The 19,998-nt window shown below is 41.5% G+C and carries 17 protein-coding genes; 9 read left to right on the top strand and 8 right to left on the bottom strand.

The genetic code is table 11. The features are described 5' to 3' along the window. Positions 1–19 precede the first annotated feature (19 nt). The 8 genes from EO93_RS14710 to EO93_RS14675 form a co-directional block, all read right to left on the bottom strand. Positions 20–709, bottom strand: coding sequence for a TIGR00153 family protein (locus EO93_RS14710; protein ID WP_048163313.1), 690 nt, complete (start codon positions 707–709; stop codon positions 20–22). Further along, positions 706–1,734, bottom strand: a complete 1,029-nt coding sequence (locus tag EO93_RS14705; RefSeq protein ID WP_048163312.1) for an inorganic phosphate transporter — start codon at positions 1,732–1,734, stop codon at positions 706–708. The genes EO93_RS14710 and EO93_RS14705 overlap by 4 nt, the downstream gene beginning before the upstream one ends. A 622-nt stretch (positions 1,735–2,356) precedes the next feature. Next, positions 2,357–3,601: a methanogenesis marker 16 metalloprotein gene (locus EO93_RS14700; RefSeq protein ID WP_048163310.1), complete on the bottom strand. Its 1,245-nt coding sequence runs from the start codon at positions 3,599–3,601 to the stop codon at positions 2,357–2,359. Continuing rightward, positions 3,598–4,272 carry a (Fe-S)-binding protein gene (locus EO93_RS14695; RefSeq protein ID WP_200898129.1) on the bottom strand — a complete coding sequence of 225 codons (675 nt, stop codon included), beginning with the start codon at positions 4,270–4,272 and terminating at the stop codon, positions 3,598–3,600. The genes EO93_RS14700 and EO93_RS14695 overlap by 4 nt, the downstream gene beginning before the upstream one ends. Positions 4,273–4,274: 2 nt before the next feature. Continuing rightward, complete coding sequence (locus EO93_RS14690; RefSeq protein WP_048132830.1) at positions 4,275–4,979, bottom strand: GTP-binding protein; 705 nt, start codon at positions 4,977–4,979, stop codon at positions 4,275–4,277. Positions 4,980–4,986: 7 nt separating this feature from the next. Next, on the bottom strand, positions 4,987–5,829 hold the full coding sequence (locus EO93_RS14685; RefSeq protein ID WP_156161342.1) for an ATP-binding cassette domain-containing protein: 843 nt from the start codon (positions 5,827–5,829) through the stop codon (positions 4,987–4,989). 1,110 nt (positions 5,830–6,939) lie between these two features. Continuing rightward, positions 6,940–7,617: a M48 family metalloprotease gene (locus EO93_RS14680; protein WP_048163309.1), complete on the bottom strand. Its 678-nt coding sequence runs from the start codon at positions 7,615–7,617 to the stop codon at positions 6,940–6,942. Between the two features lie 108 nt (positions 7,618–7,725). Further along, positions 7,726–8,085 carry a BlaI/MecI/CopY family transcriptional regulator gene (locus tag EO93_RS14675; protein ID WP_048132826.1) on the bottom strand — a complete coding sequence of 120 codons (360 nt, stop codon included), beginning with the start codon at positions 8,083–8,085 and terminating at the stop codon, positions 7,726–7,728. A gap of 313 nt (positions 8,086–8,398) precedes the next feature. On the opposite strand from EO93_RS14675, the gene EO93_RS14670 reads away from it, so the two are divergent. From EO93_RS14670 to EO93_RS14620, 9 genes are all read left to right on the top strand, one after another. Further along, entirely contained in the window at positions 8,399–9,574 is a 1,176-nt protein-coding gene (locus tag EO93_RS14670; RefSeq protein WP_082105936.1) for an ABC transporter permease, read from the top strand. Beyond that, positions 9,567–10,346, top strand: a complete 780-nt coding sequence (locus EO93_RS14665) for an ABC transporter ATP-binding protein (protein WP_304413483.1) — start codon at positions 9,567–9,569, stop codon at positions 10,344–10,346. Before EO93_RS14670 ends, EO93_RS14665 begins: the two co-directional genes overlap by 8 nt. Positions 10,347–10,370: 24 nt before the next feature. Beyond that, complete coding sequence (locus EO93_RS14660) at positions 10,371–10,862, top strand: Fe-S-containing protein (protein WP_048163307.1); 492 nt, start codon at positions 10,371–10,373, stop codon at positions 10,860–10,862. 203 nt (positions 10,863–11,065) lie between these two features. Further along, positions 11,066–12,061 carry a GNAT family N-acetyltransferase gene (locus tag EO93_RS14655; protein ID WP_048163306.1) on the top strand — a complete coding sequence of 332 codons (996 nt, stop codon included), beginning with the start codon at positions 11,066–11,068 and terminating at the stop codon, positions 12,059–12,061. Positions 12,062–12,923: 862 nt separating this feature from the next. Further along, positions 12,924–13,250 carry an NHLP leader peptide family RiPP precursor gene (locus EO93_RS14645; protein WP_048163329.1) on the top strand — a complete coding sequence of 109 codons (327 nt, stop codon included), beginning with the start codon at positions 12,924–12,926 and terminating at the stop codon, positions 13,248–13,250. Between the two features lie 4 nt (positions 13,251–13,254). Further along, positions 13,255–14,628, top strand: a complete 1,374-nt coding sequence (locus EO93_RS14640) for a radical SAM/SPASM domain-containing protein (RefSeq protein ID WP_048163305.1) — start codon at positions 13,255–13,257, stop codon at positions 14,626–14,628. A 171-nt stretch (positions 14,629–14,799) separates the two neighbouring features. Then, entirely contained in the window at positions 14,800–15,369 is a 570-nt protein-coding gene (locus EO93_RS14635; RefSeq protein ID WP_052735476.1) for a hypothetical protein, read from the top strand. Between the two features lie 772 nt (positions 15,370–16,141). Further along, positions 16,142–18,748 carry a tetratricopeptide repeat protein gene (locus EO93_RS14630; protein ID WP_048163304.1) on the top strand — a complete coding sequence of 869 codons (2,607 nt, stop codon included), beginning with the start codon at positions 16,142–16,144 and terminating at the stop codon, positions 18,746–18,748. A 256-nt stretch (positions 18,749–19,004) separates the two neighbouring features. Continuing rightward, the gene (locus tag EO93_RS14620) at positions 19,005–19,766 is read left to right on the top strand and encodes a hypothetical protein (protein ID WP_200898128.1); all 762 of its coding nucleotides are present in this window, start codon (positions 19,005–19,007) and stop codon (positions 19,764–19,766) included. Positions 19,767–19,998: the final 232 nt, after the last annotated feature.

The following is a 19,998-nucleotide window of genomic DNA, read 5'->3' as shown; positions in this document are numbered from 1 at the left end:
AAGTGAAGTAAAAGGAAACTTACCTTCTGAGGATCATAGACCTCAGGCGGTCAGCTGCACTTGCGGACTTATCAGCAATGCCTCCTACCTTTTCAACAAGCCCCATAAGGTGGCAGACGCCTGCCCCTCCGAGAGCATCTTCATGTTCGAAGATCTTTTTTAGGAGAGCTGTCTCAAGCACATCTACATCATGTTCCAGCCTTTCGACCTGAGGGACGATCTGCATTGTTTCTTTGATTTCTTCCTTGCTGAAAGATGTTGCAAGCAGCTTGTAAAGTTCGCCCACAAGCTCCTCATACAGCCTGGCGGTTTTCAGGGAGGCTGCCATGAGTTCCAGAAAGCCTTCCTTGATTTCATCCGGGAGGTTTTTACAGGGGCGCAGGGTCATCCAGTAGGCTGAAGCCTGGGCAAAATCAGCGATAGAGTCCTGCTGCTTGAGGAAAGAAAGGAGGTCCTTTTTGTTCACCGGCAGCCTGATGGAGGAGGGTATGCTTGCCCTGATTTTCTGTTTGATTTTGTCGGCATCATGTTCCAATATGTCGATTTCTTCAGTCCGCTCATTAAGAAGTACCTGATCTCCTTTGCAATAAGCTTCCATTGCTTCAGAGAGCTTCTCAACTGCAAGCACCCCTTTTTTAGCGTGCATTTCAAGAGGGACGAAGGGAGAGTCTGCGACCACGTCGAGTACGGAACGGATGTAGTCTTTCATAAAAATATCACCTCAAGTCCCACAAAGATTATTGCCGATGTAAGGGCAGCTATGGGGACTGTTGCTATCCAGGAAGAAATAATCTTCCAGATTACGCCCAGGTCAACGGCTGCAAGTCCACCTGCAAGCCCTACGCCAATAACCGAACCTACAAGGGTATGAGTAGTCGAAATCGGGAGAGAGCTATAACTGTGTATCAGAACCACTGAGGCAGTTGCAAACTGTGCGGAAAAGCCGCGTGTTGGGGTAAGTTCCGTGATCTTTGACCCTATGGTTTCGACCACCTTATATCCCCAGGTTGCCATGCCTATTACCATGCCAATGCCACCCATTACAAGCACACTGATAGGGATTTCGCTTCCTGTTACCCCCATCACGTTAAGCGCGGCAGAGAGAGGACCTACAGCGTTTGCGACATCATTTGACCCGTGCGCAAATGCGATATAACAGGCAGTTATGAGCTGTAAGAATATGAATTTTTTCTCAACGGCAGGCATATCTGAAGCCTTGTGAAGGTAAAGACTCCTTATTAGAGAAAAGATCAGAAACGCAAGAATAGCTCCAAGAACCGGAGATATAAACCAGCTAGCAACAATTTTCAGAAGAACAGTCCAGTGAATGTCAGAAAAAGAGATCGTTCCGTTATAAGCTGCAATCAACCCGAAGCCGAGCACGGAACCAACAATTGAATGGCTGGTTGAGACGGGAAGGTTGTAAAAGGTTGCGAGCGTTATCCAAAAACTTGCGGCAAGAATTGCAGCCAGCATCCCCAGCACCACAATATCCGGGTGAATGCTACTGATCATATCAATGGGAACGATCCCTTTTGCAATTGTCGAGGTAACCCGTTTTCCGAAGAACACGGCACCCAGGAATTCAAACACAGCGGCAATGACAATGACCTGCTTGATTGTTAGGGCACCCGTTCCTACTGAAGTCCCCATAGCATTTGCGAGGTCGTTTGCCCCTATGTTCCAGGCCATGTATAAGCCTGCAAGGATAATAGCTATGACAAGTAAATCCATTTTTTTCCTTACTCCAGAGATTTTAAACTCCAAAACTACTATAATTGCTATGATGCATGATTGCTATGATGCATAATTGCCAGATTCATAATTGCTAAATGCATGATTGCTATGATGCCTCAGATCTCTTCCAATTTATGCTTGATTTATGGAGTCTACACCTGTTCTCCTTAAATCCATGTATCTTATGGTATTCCAGACCATTTCATTATATTTTATGTTTTCCATATATTTTAGGCCGCTCTATATAATCTATAGATCTATATATGTCTATTATTAATATATCTTAATGTCTCTTTTCGAGTGCGGAGATCCTATTATAAGGGGCCTGACATTTAGTAAATTTATTTTCAATGTAGGCACATGAGTTCGATTTATATAAATTGCCCTCTCGGGCAGGCGTTTAATTTTTATAAGAAGTTTATTGATTAACCGGGTTTTAAGTCTGGTTGATTTCAGATCTATCTGGCTAGAGATAAATTCAGGAGAAATACCACTGCTCCGAGTATTTTTCGTTAATGACAAACATTAAATACGTAAGTGAGATGATAAAAAATTGAAAATTGAAAAATAATGTCCTTATATCAAATAGCTTCAAAAAAAGGCTGATTAACCCTCTATGTTAGAGAGGTTCCAGCATCTGTGTTGGCGTAAACTCGTGCTTCAGGATACGGTTCTTAAGCATCGTACAGAGTCTTTCTGCCCGCGCCCTGTCTGACTGCCGCAGTGAGATCGGGACAGTTCCTTCTGCCAGTTCTATAGAGCCCAGTCTTGCACGGAATACTCCTTCAGAACACTGGAGTGTACAGGTGCCGCAATTGATACAGAGATCTCTATTGATAACGAAATTATTTGAAATTGCATCCGTAGGACAGGTGCGCATTGCGGCACAATCCGGATGGTGCAGGCACCGTTCTTTTTCGCTCCGGATGACCCTGTCGGTGCCTTCCCAGATATGCCCGTAGTTTACTTTTGTATGTGCAGTGCGCCCGTTTACATCCGAGACAGGCAACGGGACATTGTGGTCCAGGATTTTTAATCCCGAGAGAGTATCTTCATCAAGGACAGGTATAGGGACTGCAAGGGAGGTCAGGCACTCAGGCCCGTGTGAGGTTTTCATCCCGCCCATCATCGCCGGGTCCATTCCCTTCATATCTGCAAAGGCGGAGACATTCGGTTTATCGAGGCTGGACCTGGTCCCTCTTCCCATAATATAACCGGGTGCACCATTCAAAAGAACTCTTGTACCCACGCCTATTATCCTGCGGGAGGGGTCATTTTGAAGCGGGTTTATTTCCCCGCAGCCTGATACCGTTGCTTCCGTAAAAGGTCCTGTCAGGCCCGTCACAGAAAAAATAGTATTGATTGTGGCCGAAGTGGGGTTTATAAGTGCGTGGTAATTTTTAAACGCAAGCCTTGTGGTAATGATCCTGGCATAGTCGATATCATCAAGCGTAACCTGATTTTCATATCTCCTGCCGTGTGCTTCCACGAGGACGTCAATCTCTTTTCCTTTTACAAGGTCCCGGAAAAGGTGTCCTCCGCCATACCGGTCATCTGCATGCGCTGTCCCGTTTATCACAAGGTCCACAACCCCAAGCCGTTCGTTCGGGCAGGGGCCGGGCTGAGCAGGCACACCATTTAGCCAGATGGAGTCTGCCCTCTCAAAACTGCACTTTCCGGCTACAGGGACCATCATAACTGCCATTGTGCCGGACATCACGCCAAATGTTCCGGTCGTGACCACATCCACATCATCGAGAGTTACCTTTTGACCGGCACGTACCATGGACTTGAGTTCGGCAGCAGTTAGAATTATCGCTTCATCACGTGCGATTTTCCTATTAATTTCCTCGATAGTCTTCATAATATCCTTATATCCTCAAGCCGGACGTGGAGTCCTGAAGGTTTTTGAAAACTCATGTTCACAAGGGCAGTATGTGCAATTCCGATCATGCAGTTGCCGGGCAGGAAATACTGGCGGGTCCCGAAGACAGGGGGTTTTCTTATAGTACTTGCAATTCCTTCGAAAGCGTGGACATGATAAGCCTGGACGTCGTGGACGTCTTCTTTTCTTGCGGCCATAGGACCCACAGTATGGCACTCAATTACACCTGTGACCGGGTTTGCACTCAGGACTCTCAAAGCATGATAGACAGGACATCCCGGGCCTGCCGGACGGCCGGTTACGAGGTCTCCTTTTTTGATATCCCATTTTTCCACAAGGTCTGCCCTGAAAGGCACTATAAATTTGCGGGCTGAAGGCTCACCCGGAAACGGAAAGAGTACGAAGTCATATTCTCTCCCGACAACGTCTACACCTGAGTAAGTGATATTTCTGGCCTGGATCGCAAGATTTTCCCGGCTCAAAATGTTCCCTGGGCTCAAAATGTTATCCGGGCTCAAGATATTGTTTTTACTGTAGAAAGGACACAGTTCCAGCTCTGCTAATCCGGCTTCAAGCCGGCCAACAAAGTCAGAACAGGTCTGGGAACCGCAGGCCCCACAGTTTTTACCCGGGGGATTCCATTCAATCACTATCAGTCACCTCTATACAGGGGTTCTGGCATATCCAGTGGCCGGATGACTCCAAAGTGGTTTTTCCACCCAATCTCTTTTTTACCGATACAAATCGTACATACGCCAAGAGGAGGGGAGCCTCTGAGCATGATAGGATCTTGCCCTATTTCCGGTTGATTGACAATTCTTCGCATCAGGTATCTGAGCCCGGTTCCCTGAATTGCATTTGTCTCTACAATGTCAATATCCGGGACAACTTTTCTGATGCTTTCTCTGAAGACCTCTTTTTCTGCCTGTGAGACAAGATCGGTTTTCGTAACAACTGCCACATCTGCAAGAGCGAGCAGAGGTGCCATTTTGAAGGGTGAGTTTGTGCCTGAGATCGAGCTGACAACTGCAATCCCGAGAGAATGTGTTGTGTAAGGAGTACACCTGAGACAGAGACCTGCACTTTCAATTATCAGAATATTTCTTGAAAGGCTCTCCGCCCAGTGCAATGCGTCATCAAGGACGAGAATTCCCATATGGTCAGGACATACATCTCCGGAATATACCTTTTTGACAGGAATGCCAAACTCTTCTGCAAGTTCCTCATCTTCTGTTGCATGCACAACGTCAATTTTGAGAAAGGCAGGAAGTGAGCCTTCAGGCAGGTTCTTTATAATCTGGCGAATTACAGCAGTTTTTCCTCCGCTGGGAGGGCCTGCGATTATGAGGAGTTTCATCTGCAGATCACACCCTGTTCAACTGAAATCCCTGCTCAACCGCAGCTATTAAAACTTCTGAAGAACCGGATGAAGAACCGGAAGAAGAATCTGAGGAAAAGGAGGCTCCCAACCTGAGTTGTTCTCTGATCTGGTGGAGTCTGTCTTCAATTACGGCAAGGTCTTCAATAAGGTCCTGCTCCTGTCCTGTCGGTTCGATCACAGAGGAAACTCCTCCATACCTCATTACGATACGCTTGCCGGCTGTAAGAGCCAGGTACGGGTCGTGTGTTACAAGGATAACAGCCTTGTTTCCTCTCTGGAGAGACTGGATAACACGGTCTTTGAAGATCCCTGCATTCTCAATCTCATCAAGAAGAAGTATCGGAGTGTCGCCGATTACAAGGGCATCTGCAATCATAAGAGACCGGGTCTGGCCCCCGGATAAACCGCTCATCCGGCTTTTAAGGCTGATCTCTTCTCCGGTAAATGTATTTGCAAGATTTATTGTCTCATCGAGTAAATCGTCCCTGCCAGGTCTCCGTGCTCTTATATGCATAAGCAGGAATTCTTCGACTGAAAGGTCCGCCAGACAGCGTGTATTCTGGGTAATCAGGGAAATAGGTTTGAAGGCTGGCTCCCGTACGAAGGCCTCTGGAGGTTCTTCCCCATTGATGAGAATCCTTCGACCTGTTATGGTATCCCCCTGTGCAAGATTTTCAATATCATTGATTAAAGCCGATTTTCCCGAACCTGTCGGACCCACTATTGACAGGGTGTCCCCGGGTCTGATCTCTATCCTGTCAAACCCTTCCTGTTCTCCAAGTCTGTTCCGTCCAGATTCTATGGTAAGAGTAAATTGCTGTGTCATGTACTCAACCATTCCTATCTTAATTTTATAAACCTTTCCGTAAATTATGGAATTTTATCCCATTATGCCTAAATTATAAAAAAATATACCCATATTAGGACAATAAAAGAGGTAAAATGGAAAGAATATACTAATTAGAAACTATGAATCAACTAATTCGAACCTGTGCATCTCCTCAAGAATTGCCTGAAGAGCTGGTTGATGAGCTGTCATTACATGAGTGCGGATAAAAAGAGGGCTGAAACCTCAAGTTTATTAACCCGGGTAGGTTAACAATTGTGAACACCGTTATAGTAACAATTGTGAACATATATAGGTTGCGATACATCCCATCTGACAGGAAAAAGTAATCAGATTCGAAATTCTTGAACTACAAGCCGGTTCAGGGAAAATCGGTTGATACTATGCCGGGCGGAGCAAACCTAATAGGTTTTCCGTTTATTCTTTGCAGCGCCGCACGCCCTTCACCCATCGCGCATTAATAGATAAAAATGAAAACATCAGATGTGCCTGGAATTCCTATCCAAAATTATTATCCATGCAACCGGACACGTCCAGAAAATCTGAATACTATGAAAAAAGTCCTCCACAGGGTCCGAGAGATACTTTCCTAAATCCCAAGACCATTTTGAAACCCACAGGTAAATATAGGACGCTCCCGCCAGCTTGTCTGGCGGTAGGTTGAAAAAGAAGAAAAAGAGATAAAAAATACTGGAAAAAAGTATTTTTCAGGTAGAATTTTACTTGCTGGTTTTAGTTGCTATCTTATCGGTTTACCGGCCATTTCTACCTGTTAGTTTCTTACAGGCTTTCCCAGTCGTTTTTACTTGCTGGTTTTTCTCTTAATTTCAAGCTTTTTTGGGAAAGGCCGCTCTACTGCGTCGAGCGTGACAAAAACGACCCGGTACAGTGAATAAGGTTGTATGGGGCAGAGAAATCGTAATTTAGCCCTCTTGATTGAAGATCAATGCTAAAACCCATAAGTTAGTCCGCTTGAGCGAGCAAAGCGAGTGAAACGGACCGCGTACTGTTGCGATTACATCGCAACTCCCAGGAAATCTCCGATTTCCTGCGATCCCGAGGCGCAATTCGGGCAGCGCAACTCGGGCTTTACTCCAGTTTTGCCCTTGCGGATTCTACTGCAGTTTCGCTAACAATTTTACCGGCAAAAACGTCAGCAAGAACTTCAAGTTCATCCTCTGAATGGTTTTTTGTGAAAGTCATAAGTGATAGCTGCCTCAATACAGGAGTTTTGTTATTATGCCGAATGTGCCATACTTCATGGGCAAGTACGGCTTTTAATTCCGAATCGTCCATCAGTTCAAGCATCCCCAATGATAAAAAAATGCTTTTTCCAGAGGCAAAAGCCCCCGGTACTGCTGAATCGTAATAATACACCTTTGCTCCTTCGGTTAAATTATTCACAAATGCCTGGGGCCAGTCCATGATTTCTGTAATCGGCTGGGCGCCGTGTCTTCGGATCAGGATTTTGTAATACACTCTTGGCAGGAGCATAATAATTACAGTTGAAAGAATGACATAGGCGGTATAGATTTCGATTGTCAGCATTTGACTGCACTGCATAGCGGAAACAATTGTGCCTATAACCGAGACCATGAATAACTGTGCAGCAATGAACGAAGAAATCCTGAGAACCGGTTTTCTGGCTTTAAGATAAAACGTGAAAAGCAGTAAAGCCAGAAATGCCTGTATCCCTATTAATGGCAAAAGGTCAGAACCGGTGATGCACGTTATATAGCAGTCAATTTCTTGCGTTATGGAGAACATATCCTCCGCCCAAAAACTTGTATTCTTAGAACCTGCTTCTCAAGGACTCTCACTTCTGAATTCACTTCTGAATTCACTTCTCAAATCATTTTTAATCCACTTCTGAATTCACTTTTTACCGTGATAAGTATGGAAATTTTCAATAGCCACCTTGCCGAAGGTATCTACAAGGCTGTCCAGCACTTTTTTTGTGATGGTATTTGCGGTATTGTCCATAGACTCTGTTGCAGAATACAGATACCTTACCCTGTTCCCGCTCTTATCCACCGCTCTTTTTGCATAACCGGCTTTTACAAGCCTGTCCAGGGTCCCTGCCACGCTGGATAAAGGAATACCTGTTTTTTCGGTAATATCCGGCGTTGTTGACTCCTGATTTGTCCACAAAACCTCCATGATCTGGGCTTCAATGGGACTGAAAAATTTGGTCAAACCCTCATTGGAAAGATTTATTCGGTCTAATTTAACCATGGCTTTACGACTGCTGTAAACAAATATAAGCTTTGTGATGAGCTTTAGGATAACTGGTTTTTATCCAGGGCTTTTTTTGCACAGGTCGTTTACATCCAGCGTAAAGTTAAAGTAGGTTTACACTCAACGTAAAGTCATACCTTTACATCAAGTGTATAGTAAATTTGATTCAACGTAATTATCCAACGTAATTATCCAACGTAATTATCCAACGTAATTATTCAACGTAATTATTCAACGTGAGAATTGAAGGTAAACTGTTGAAAAGTAAACCGCTGAAAAGTAAATCGGCAACAGGTATTGAGGATTACAAATGCGTTTACATATGTTAGTCTTAAAAGACATATCCCGCAGGAAGACAAAACTCGGATTTGCAGTGCTGAGTGTGGTAATAGCTGCTGCAGCAATAGTAGCTGTAGTCACCACATTTTCCGCAGCAACCGAGGGTCTTTATGAAGAATCGAATAAGTTCGGTGCAAACATCATTGTCAGACCTGAGGTAACAACCATACCTCTTGTTGCGGGTTCAACGTCTATTGGTTCTCTGTCTATGGGAGAGAACTATATTGAAGAATCGGAAATTCCCAAAATTTATACTATTAAAAATAACTCCAACCTGGCAGTTGTAGCTCCAAGATTGTATGGGGTCGCAGAACTTGGCAATTCTTCTGTCGTTATAATGGGGGTAGACCCCGAGAAGGAGAAAAACCTCAAGTCCTGGTGGGAAGTCCAGGGGCACTGGATAACTGCAGAAACCCCTGAGAAAACCGAAGTAATGGTAGGTTCGGATATAGCCGGCCCCCTGGGGCTGAAAGAAGGGTCCCCGATAACCCTTAGCCAGGGCAATCTTTCAATTGATGCCGTTGTTGCCGGGGTAATAGAAAGCACGGGCGGCAATGAAGATGGATATGTGATTCTTCCGCTTGCAGCATCCCAGTACCTGCTTTCTAAAGAGGGGAAGGTCAGCAGTTTAGAGGTAAGGGCACTCTGTAACGACTGTCCTGTTGAAGAAATGAGCAGGCAGATAGAAGGAGTGTTCCCCGGACTGGAAGCGCGGTCAATGAGCCAGATTGTAGATACCGAAATGGCAGTTGTCGAGCATACTCAGTCTTCCGCAATGGCGGTCTCAATAATTACCCTGCTGGTGAGCACATTGACAGTTGCTTCCACCATGCTTGCATCTGTGAATGAAAAGCTGAAGGAGATCGGTATTATGCGAGCGGTCGGTGCAAGTAATGCTCAGGTAGTATCCATGCTTTTCTTTGAAGGAGCGATTATCGGAATAATCGGTGGCGGTATTGGATTTGCCATAGGTACGGTAGCCTCGTCCATTGCTGCTCCTATGCTGGTCTCGGTGTCGCCTTCGCCAATGTGGGAAATCCTGCCGCTGGTTGCCGGAATCTGTATACTTACCGGAATGGTGGCTTCGGTTATCCCTGCAAAAAGAGCGCTTGGAATTGACCCTGCGGAGGTGTTGAGAAGTGTCTGATAATCCCGTATCTAACAGTCCTGTGTCTGACAGTCCTGTGCTTGAGAACCCTGTGTCTGAAAAGCCTGAATTTTCCGTTAATCCGGAAATGCCGGCTAATCCTGAGAACCTGAGTACAAACCTGATTCAGGTCAAAGATGTGACAAAAAAATACAGGCTTGGCCACAATGAGGTCGAAGTCCTGCACGGGATTAATCTGGAAATCAAAGACGGGGAATTCGTGTCCATTATGGGCCAGTCGGGTTCCGGAAAAACCACTTTAATGAACATTATCGGGATGCTGGACAGACCAACTGGTGGAAGCATCCTCATCAAAGATATCGATATCACAAAAAAATCCCAGAAAGAACTTGTCGAGTTCAGGCGCAGGACTGTTGGGTTTGTGTTCCAGCAGTTCCACCTTATTCCCTCCCTCACAGCCTATGAAAATGTTGCCCTGCCGCTGGTGTTTGCGGGTGACAAAGATGACGGCGCAGTTGCCAGCGCTCTTGAGAGAGTCGGGCTGGCTCACAGGATGCACCACAAACCGGTAGAACTGAGTGGAGGAGAACAGCAGAGAGTTGCAATTGCCAGGGCTGTTGTTATGAAACCGAAAATCCTGCTTGCAGACGAGCCCACAGGGGCTCTTGATGCAAACACCGGATCCATGATAATCTCGTTATTAAAATCGCTGGCAGGAGAGGTGACTGTCATAATGGTCACTCATAACAAAGAGCTTGCAGCGTATTCTGATCGCATAGTATACTTAAAAGACGGAAATGTTGCGGTGTAAAAAAACTATATCGGAGTAAAAAACATGAATGGAAAATTAATACTTACGGTTTTGTTAGCAGTAGTGGTGTCTCTGGTGGCAGCCGGATGCACGGAAATAGGGTCAAAAGGTACAGCTGATGCAAGCCCGGTAAAGGCGACTTGGATTACCACTCAGGCCAGTGGAGACCAGATATCCATTCCTGCCAGTTCTGTAGAAGAGGATACGAATGTTCACTTTAAGGTGAACACCGACAGCGGGGAAATTGCAGTCATGGCATACAGGTTTAATGATGAGGTCTTTGTAAGGTCCAATGTATGCCCTCCTTGCAATTCAATAGGATTTACCCTTGATCAGGGCACCCTTGTATGTGATTCCTGCGGCACTGTCTTTGATGCAGCAACAGGAAACGGCATAGGAGGAGGCTGTGTGGCATATCCGAAGGAGAGCATCCCTTACACGGTTTCAGATGGCAAGATTACTCTGAAACTCGATGATGTGGTGGCTGCTCACGAGAAAACTATTGAGCCGAATTAACAGCGTTGAAGCTTTTTCAGATTAAACCTTACGCAGTTGAAATACGAAATCGAGTACAATAAACAAATCGAGTGCAATAAACATTGCCATCTAACTACGAATTAGATGACCTGAGGTTTATTGCTCTTGATTTCTCAGCTCAACTGCAGAAGTCCTGAATTCATTACAGATACGAATGATCATCTATTTACACTGGGATTAACATGAACGAAATTGAAGTTAGAGAATTAGTGCCATCCGAATACAGAGAATGGGATTTGCTTGTGGAAGAGGTCCAACCCGGCACCCCCTTTCATACCAGTGACTGGGTAGAGATTTACAGGGATGTCCTTTCAAGAGATCTCAGGATTTACGGTTGTTTCAAAAACGATGAGCTTGTGGGAGGCTGCCCCATTTTTGTTAAGAACCTCAAAGGGGTCCTGAAGGTGGCATCTTCGATAAGCAATATGACGGACTATTGCGGACCTCTTCTAAAGGAGAGTTCCAGCCCCAAAGCAAGCAAAAGAGTACAGGAGACCCACGAGATCTTTAACGCCCTCCGGGAATTCCTTTGCAGGCAGGGTTTTGATAGTATTAACCTGAAATTCTCTCCGGGGATTGAGGATATAAGACCATTCACCTGGAACGGATGGGACTCAAAGGTCCACTATACCCATCATCTGGACCTGAACGAAGATGTCGAGAGCAACATTTCAAGGACGATCCGGAAGGACCTTAAATCCGCATCCGAGGCCGGACTCAGGACAAGGATATGGAATGATCTTGAAACCTATTATGAGCTGTTTTCCAAAGTATATGAGAGACAGCACCTGAAACCTCCGCTTCCCAGGAAGTTTTTCGAAAAAGTATTCAATCTGATTCGGAAAAATAATATTGGCTACATGCTTGTTTCCGAAACTCCCGAAGGAGAAGCGGTTGCAGCACATCTGACCCTTTATGGGAAAAAAGGCACGATTGCCTGGTCTTCTGCCCGGGACCCGTCTTTTAGCCTGAGGGGGTCCAATGCTCTGCTCTATTATAAGGAGTTTCTTGATCTGAAGGCCAGAAATTTTGAATACATGAATGTAATGGCAGGAAACGTTCCCAGATTTGCGGATTATATCCTGGGCTTTTCTCCGAAACTTGTGCCTTACTACAGCGTGACCCTTGAGAATAAAAGGTATTCAGCCCTGAAAGCTTTATACAAAATAGCGACTTGATCCGGAAAACCGGACTTGCAGTCCTATTCCTATAGCGGATGTGAAATCGTGGATGCAAGATCAAAAAAGAAGTAAACATTTCCGTTAATGTGATAAACAGCGAGCCTGTAAACATGTGCTTCGGATGTAAGAATCGTTTCTGGTTTGCTGGCCATACTCTGTGCGTGGCAGGAAGGACGGTATAGATAAAGTTCAGTATATTCTGATTGGCTCTGTGTCCTTTTAATTGTTGAAGAAAAAATGGGTATGGAGTCATTCCTGATTTACAGAACTTTTGGCATACTGCCGTTAAGGATACTATAAAGTCAATTATAATATCCAGTATCCATAATAGCCAGGTTGTCTATTGTAAATTGACAGTGTCTCATAATTTTCATTTTTTCATAATTTTCATTTTTTCATAATTTTCATTTTTTCATAATTTTCATTTCCTCATAATTTATATTGTCTCACAATATTTTTCTGCTAGTCTACCAGTCTATTTTTAATACTTGATTTTGAAAAGCCAGTAAATAAGAGTCTTAAAGAGCTTATTTTTGAATATCAATTCCTTTATAAGATTAGACAAAAAACAGAAATTATATTATGTATATTATAATTGATAATTATATCTGTAGTCACATATTTATACTATGGATGATTATTTATTATTAATAAAGTTGAAATGTTTGCTCAGGAATTATGAAAAATATAATTTCAAGTTACTGTCACTGATATTGTCCTTGAAGATTCTTTTGGAAAATTTGATTATAGATCCACTTCCAGAGTATAATTTGAAATTATTTTTTATGATTCTTAAGCTTGTTAATAAACAGTTGAAAAAATAGAATCGTTTTTTGATATTTGAGAGGAGGTAAAAATAATGAAAAAACTTAAAAAGGAAATCAAAACGACAGACGCACTGTCCCGCGAGGAGTTCAAGCAACACATTATCTCTAAAGCAGAGTTGAACCCGGAGTTCAAGCAAGCATTATTGGACGATCCGGAGCAAGCAGTCGGACAACTGGGCCTGAAGACTCAGGCAGATGTGAAAGTTAAAGTCTTGGAGGAATCTGCTGATGTTATCTACCTGGTATTGCCCCAAAAATTGACTCAAATGAATGGGGGATGTGTCGGATGCGATGGTGTAGGAGGCTGCGGGTTCTGCGAGTGCAAAAGCAGTATAGGTAACAGGTTAAATATACGTTAAAACTATGAAACCGTCCATCTATAATTTTGTCTGGTCAACCGATGACCCTGAAAAGGTAATGATTTTTAACAGTCTTACTACAGCACTAGCTGAAGTGAGCAAGAGCCGCATAGATTTATTGAACGTTTCTCAGTTTGATTACGCTCTCTTGCCAGAAGACAAAAAGCAGTTTGCTGATGAGCTACGAAAGGGAGGATTCGTCGTTGACGACACTGCTGATGAGCTGAGAACGGTCAAATTTGCCTATAACAGCGATAAGTATGACAGCGAGATAGTCAGACTGGTTATTGCCCCCACTTTAGCCTGCAATTTTGCCTGCGCCTATTGTTACGAACAACTGGACAAAAGCCAGGGCAAGAATGAGGGTCAAAATGTTTTCATGCCAGACGAGGTAAAAGAGGATTTGCTTAACTACATCGGAAAAATAGTAAAGACTGGAAAAGATGTATTTGTAACCTGGTATGGCGGAGAGCCACTTCTGGCAAAAGAAACTATTTTTGATTTATCTCAGAAAATAATTGCCATTACAGAAGAGAATAAAGTCGGATATTCTGCTGGCATGATCACTAACGGCTATCTAATTTCAGAAGATCCTGAAACCGTTCAGAACCTTAAGAAGAACAGAATTAAGTTTATTCATATTACCCTGGACGGGCCTCGCAAAGTGCACAACAGCCGTAGAATGCTTAAAGGGAGCAACGGCCCGACATTCGACCGGATTCTTGAAGGAATCAAACTTCTGAAGGCAAACGATATCGAGACATATATCCGCGTAAACACTGACCGCTCCAACATCGAGAATATAAGCAGCCTTCTGGATGTGTTAAAGGATAACAACCTGAGTGACATATTCATTTACCTGGGCCATGTTATCCCTTATACAGCGGGATGCAAGTCGTATGAGAGTTCCTGCATATTGACAGAAGAATTCTCTATAATAAACCAGAATTTTTATAAAAACTTAAACCAGATGGGATTCGATGCAGGCAGAGAGTCCTTTTACCCAAGATTTGCCCGTGCCTGCGACGCCAATCGGACGAATGCTTTTGTGCTTGACCCCGACGGGGACATGTACAAGTGCTGGACAGAAATAGGCAACAAGTCCGCAAGCATCGGAAAAATCGGCGACCTGGCACGGCAAAAAAAGGATAAGGAAAACCGCGAGATCCAGTGGCTGACCTGGGAGCCTTTCGAGTATCCCGACTGCGTAGAATGCAAGATGCTGCCCATCTGCATGGGAGGCTGCGCCAACCAGGCTATGTTCATTAACAAAGGCCGACCCGAATGCAAAGAATGGAAATATGGTCTGGAACATTACGTTCGAACCAGGTTTTCCAATTTGAAGGCTATGAGAGCAGCTATCAATAAGTCTTGCTGATTGGCAGAAAAACGGCTATAGTCAGGAACCTCATCTTTGATACAAAAGTGTTAGGTTATCTGATTTATCGTATATTTTTTTTCATATTGGCTTTTTTAATAAATCCCCTCAAAAAGGTATATTCCAGTAAACACTTTGAGCTGGCAATCTATATTTCACAGGGACGATTTAATGAGGATCAAAATTGCGATGGCATTGATGTCTGTTATCTTCATGCTCGGAGTCGCAATTATAACCAATGTATTCCACTTATTGCCTGGTTCCGATGAAGCTGTCCTTCTATTATTAATGAGCACAATATCTCTTTTCGGTTCTGTGCTTTTCTTATTAGAAGCAAGAAAAGAAATACCCAGATGGTATCTGGCAGTCCCGTTTTGTATTTCGCTATTTTTACTGGTTATTGTAAGTTTTTGGGAAGTTAGTGGTGAAGAACTTCTTAGTGGCTACAGGTACCTCGTAACACCCCTCGTGATAACACTTCTGGCGTTATTGTCCCCATTCTCGCTACTGGTCTTTTTATCTTTGCATGGGCATCCATACTCGATGAAAGCATATCTTGCAGTTTCATCTACAGCGAGTATTATTTCTATATTTTCCCTTTTCTTTGCAGTCTGGGAAATTTCATCAAGGCACCCACAAGAAGCGTCTTTTAGTGGCGGTCTCATAGCAATTTATTTACTTTACTGGCTGGTTGTGATGCCGGTTATGGGATTAAGTTTTTTGCTTCGTGCAATAAAGTGAAGGAATAATCGGATTGTATGAAGCAGAATGCCAAGTCAGATGATCCTGAAAAAAAGATGTCTGGTTTATGGAATATCCTCTAAAAGGTATGCTCTGTACTATTAACTCCGGTATTGTGAAACTGGTCAATAACCAGTTACATGAATAAATTATAGGAAATTTAGGTTTTGAGTTGAAAAACAACCAAGTTAAACAACAAAAAGTTAGGATTTTCTAAAGGTATTTAGCATTTGTTACTTGAGGGAGCTGTCAGATCTTCCGGTTTTAATTGATTTTTTAAATGTTTCTGCACCGGTATATAAAAATTTTACTTTATAGCTGCTTGATAAACATAAGAAGTTCACGCAATATAGAACAAAGTACACAGAAAGACAAAATTGGTCTCTGTAGAAATTTTCTGAGATTAAAAATTCCCATTAGTTTGGACTAAATCGCCAGATATATTTTCACTTCTTTTTTAGCCTATTGAAGCTGGTTTCTAGATGATTTTTACAAAGCCCAAAATTGTTCATCTTATAAAGTAACATTCTATTAACTTTAAGCCCTTAGATAAATTCCTAATCTTTTTATATAAGCAAATGTTATCTTAAAATACGATCACTGATTGATAACTAAAATCGCCAATATAACTAATGAATAGTCCAATATATTTATTTTTAGAGAATGTATGTACACTTTGTTCGTACGATATTAATAAAGACATTAGAAAAGATTAAAAACTGAATTTGTTTCATATTAATGTTTAGAAGAGACGGAGTTCTGGAGGATTTAATTGTCAGTTTGCCCTACCCCCCTATTTGGTAAAAATGAGGGACCATTTGTCGACAGAAAGGAGTACATTAAGACATTTGAAACAGCCGTTAAAAATATAGGAAGTAAAAATTACAGTGTTCTGGTTTATTATGGAGTTGGTGGAATCGGCAAAACCAGTTTGCGAAAAGAACTCCTAAAAAAACTAAAAGATCAAAACCAATCATGTAGGAATAAATTTGTTTGGACCACAGTTGATTTTAGCATAGAATCTCACAGGAAAGTAGACAGCTTCCTTGGAATCCTTAAAAGTGAATTACAAGAAAAGTATGACATCAAATTCCACTTGTTCGATATTGCATATGCATCTTACTGGCAAAAGGTAAATCCCCAAATCCCTTTTTCAAAAGACGGATACTCTGAAGATAGCATTGTAACTGACCTACTTGACCTCGTCGGTGGCTATTATTTCTCGATAAATTACAGTAACGTGAAAAAAATTGTAGAAAAAGCTCCCAATCACTTAAACGAGTGGTGGCTAAAAAGAAATACTGATATAAAAACAATACTAGACAAAGAACCAAGTGACCTCAGAAACCTATTACCTGCTATTTTTGCACGTGATTTAGATGATTACTTGGAAAAAAACTCAAAATCAGCTATTTTCTTTCTAGATAGCTATGAAACCTTATGGGAAAAAGAAGAAAAAGGCAAATATAACTCACGTGACGAATGGATCAGGGAAATTGTTGCAAACTTAACTGAATCAGCTCTCTGGGTAATCTGTGGGAGAGAAAAGCTCCGTTGGGAAGAAGAAGAGAAAGATTGGAGTAATTATCTCGATCAGTACAAACTTGAAAAACTTCCCGATGAAGATGCCCTTAATTTTCTTAATCTTTGTAAGGTCGAAGATGAGGAGATTCAAAGGGTGATAGTCAAGGGTAGTGAGGGTGTTCCTTATTATCTTGAGCTTGCTGTTGATACATACACTGAAATTATAAAAACCAGTTATCCAAAACCTGAAGATTTTGCAAGAACTCATAGTAAAATTTTTGTTAGGTTTATGAAACATTTAGATACCCAAGAACAAGAAACTCTAAAAATTATATCAACTCTCCGTTTCTGGAATGTAGATATACTCAGAGCATTAGTTAACACATTTATGACAGGTTATTCCCTTACAAAGCTTTCGGAGCTGAATAGATTCTCTTTTATTCAGGAAAGTGAAGGAAAATTTCAGTTGCACCCACTCATGAAAGAAAGCTTACAGGCTTACCAAAGTCAGGAGTCAAAGGAAGACGTTAACAGTTTTATGTGTGACTACTACACCAAGAAAATTGAGAATATGAATATTAAATCAATGACTATAGAACACGAGACATTATTAACTGAAGCTTTTTTTCACGCCAAAAATGCATTAGCAACAAAGGATTTATACAAATGGTTTACTACTTTTTCAAACCCATTCTATGATGCAGCATCATACCAATTAATCATTCCCATGTATGAGGAAATGTTGCAAATTATTGAATCTGAATCAGGACTAGAGTATCCATTTGTTACAACAATCCTAAATAACCTAGCATCTCTTTATCTTCAAATAGGAAAATACGATAAAGCATTACCTAAGTTTCAAAGGGCACTTGAAATAGAAGAAAAAGTACTCGGATCTGAGCACTCTATCGTTGCAACAACTCAAAACAATATTGCAGCTCTTTATGATGATATAGGAAAATACGGTGAGGCATTAGAGTTCTATCAAAAGTCTCTTGCTATTTCCGAAAAGGTACTAGGATCGGAACATCCTGATGTCGGATTAAAACTAAATAATCTCGCAGGAATTTACCAAATGATGGACGAGCACGGTAAAGCGCTAGAACTTTACTATCGAGCATTTGAAATATTCGTAAATGGTCCAGAACCAGACTACAAAAATATTTCGGTTAGTTTAAGCAATATTTCAGAACTTTGTCGTGAGATCGGGGAGTACGAAGAAGCACTGGAACTTAACAAAAAAGCACATGAGATAATGGAGCAATTGATAGGATCAGAGCACCCAGATATTGCAACTTCATTAAACAATCGTGCTTTAATATATCAAAAAATGGGAGAATATGAAAAAGCGATCCAACTTTACGAAGAGGTACTTGAAATAATTAAAAAAACAAGAGGATCAGAACACCCATATATTGTAGCAGCAGAAAACAACCTAGCATTACTTTTAGAGGATATAGAAGAGTACGAGAAAGCTATAGAACACTATATAGAGGCTATTAATTTAATTGATGTCATAGGATTAGAACATCCATACACTGCACTTACGGTGAAAAACTTCGGATCTTTCTGTCTTTGTACTGGACAGTTCGAAAATGCAATTTTCTATTGTAAATGGGCACTTGAATATTATGAAAATCAGCTTGGACCAGAACATCCAGATATTGCAAACATTTTAAATAATCTTGCAATTGCTTACCTTCAACTTGAAGTTTATGAAGAATCTCTACCCTTATTTGAACGATCTCTCAAAATTTTGGAAACTAAAGTAGGTACTGATCACCCAGATTATAAAGCTGTAGAAGTAAATATTCAGGATATTAAGACAGAAATGAAAGAAAAAAGTAACCACTAAGCCTACAAGAAATCACTTAGTTACTATCAATCTTCACTTGACAGATACATGTGATTAATAATTGATAGAATATACAAAAATACATCAATAACCAGCAAACTCATGAAGAAATTATTAATTTTGTTTTCCCCAAGTTGAATAATTATGAAAATATTAACTATTTCCTTGGGAAAAACTGATATTCTTTTGTTGATCTTTTTGTTCATTGCCTCTAATGTATGCTCTGTACTATTATGAAAATGAAAAAATCAGTTTTATGGAAGATGAAAGATCTTACATGCTTCACGGGCTTGGGCATTTAACAAACCTTTTTCCTAATTCTGTAGAGGATTGGCAGGCTGAAATTTGGCAAGATATTCTTAAACTGCATTATGGGAAAATTACTGGAAAGGACATTCAAGAGAAGTATTCAAACCTTTATGCAATTTCCAGGCTTACTGTTAGTACTTCCAATGTGTTGAGCAGATTTAAGAAACTGAATGAAGAGAAAAACTGGAACGAACAGATTAATCCTTTTAACTTCTTTCTTGTAGGTTTTCAGACAATTAAAGAAAATGACAAGGCTGTTAAGCCTATGGCTCCTTTCACCAAGGATTATCAGAAGATAGTTTATGAGCCATTTATTGATTATGAAACAGGAGAAGTTAAGGAAGGATCTCAATATTTCAAGCCATTAAGCAGGACAATCTTGGAATACGTTGATCATCCAGAATACAAGTTTGATGGTGATGAGGTAGTCTTAGAGAGAAAACACATTCATGCGGATGGTCTGGTCTACATAGGGAAAGAAGCCAACAATATTGATGAGCAGGCACTTGATGTGAAGAAGGCTCAGGAATTTGTCAACAAACAGGAGATAATGAATAACATTCTCAATATATCACAAACTGAAGCTGAAGCTCTCGGAGTTTCTAGGAGCAGGTTTCAGGGAATCAAGCAGAGAATAAGAAAAAATGGAGACCTCAATATGAATACTCCGGCAGTGAGGAGATTATTGAGCTTTGAAATAATCCAATAAATCCAAAAATCATGATAATTGCTTGGTTTTATGCAAAAGCTAGTTTTCAAAATCAAACTTAATTCTGATCACTTTCTTCTTCTACAATAATTTCAGTGATATGTTCTAATAGTTTTTTATTTTTCTTAGCTAATTCCTTAGTGGTATAAGCTTTAGATGCTTTTCCAGACATATTGTTCTGAACTAAATATACTTTGTACATTAATTACACCTTAACTTTATGAATACATGT

The sequence above is a fragment of the Methanosarcina sp. 1.H.A.2.2 genome, assembly GCF_000979975.1.
Classification (GTDB): domain Archaea; phylum Halobacteriota; class Methanosarcinia; order Methanosarcinales; family Methanosarcinaceae; genus Methanosarcina.
This window is presented reverse-complemented; position numbering and strand designations above follow the sequence as displayed.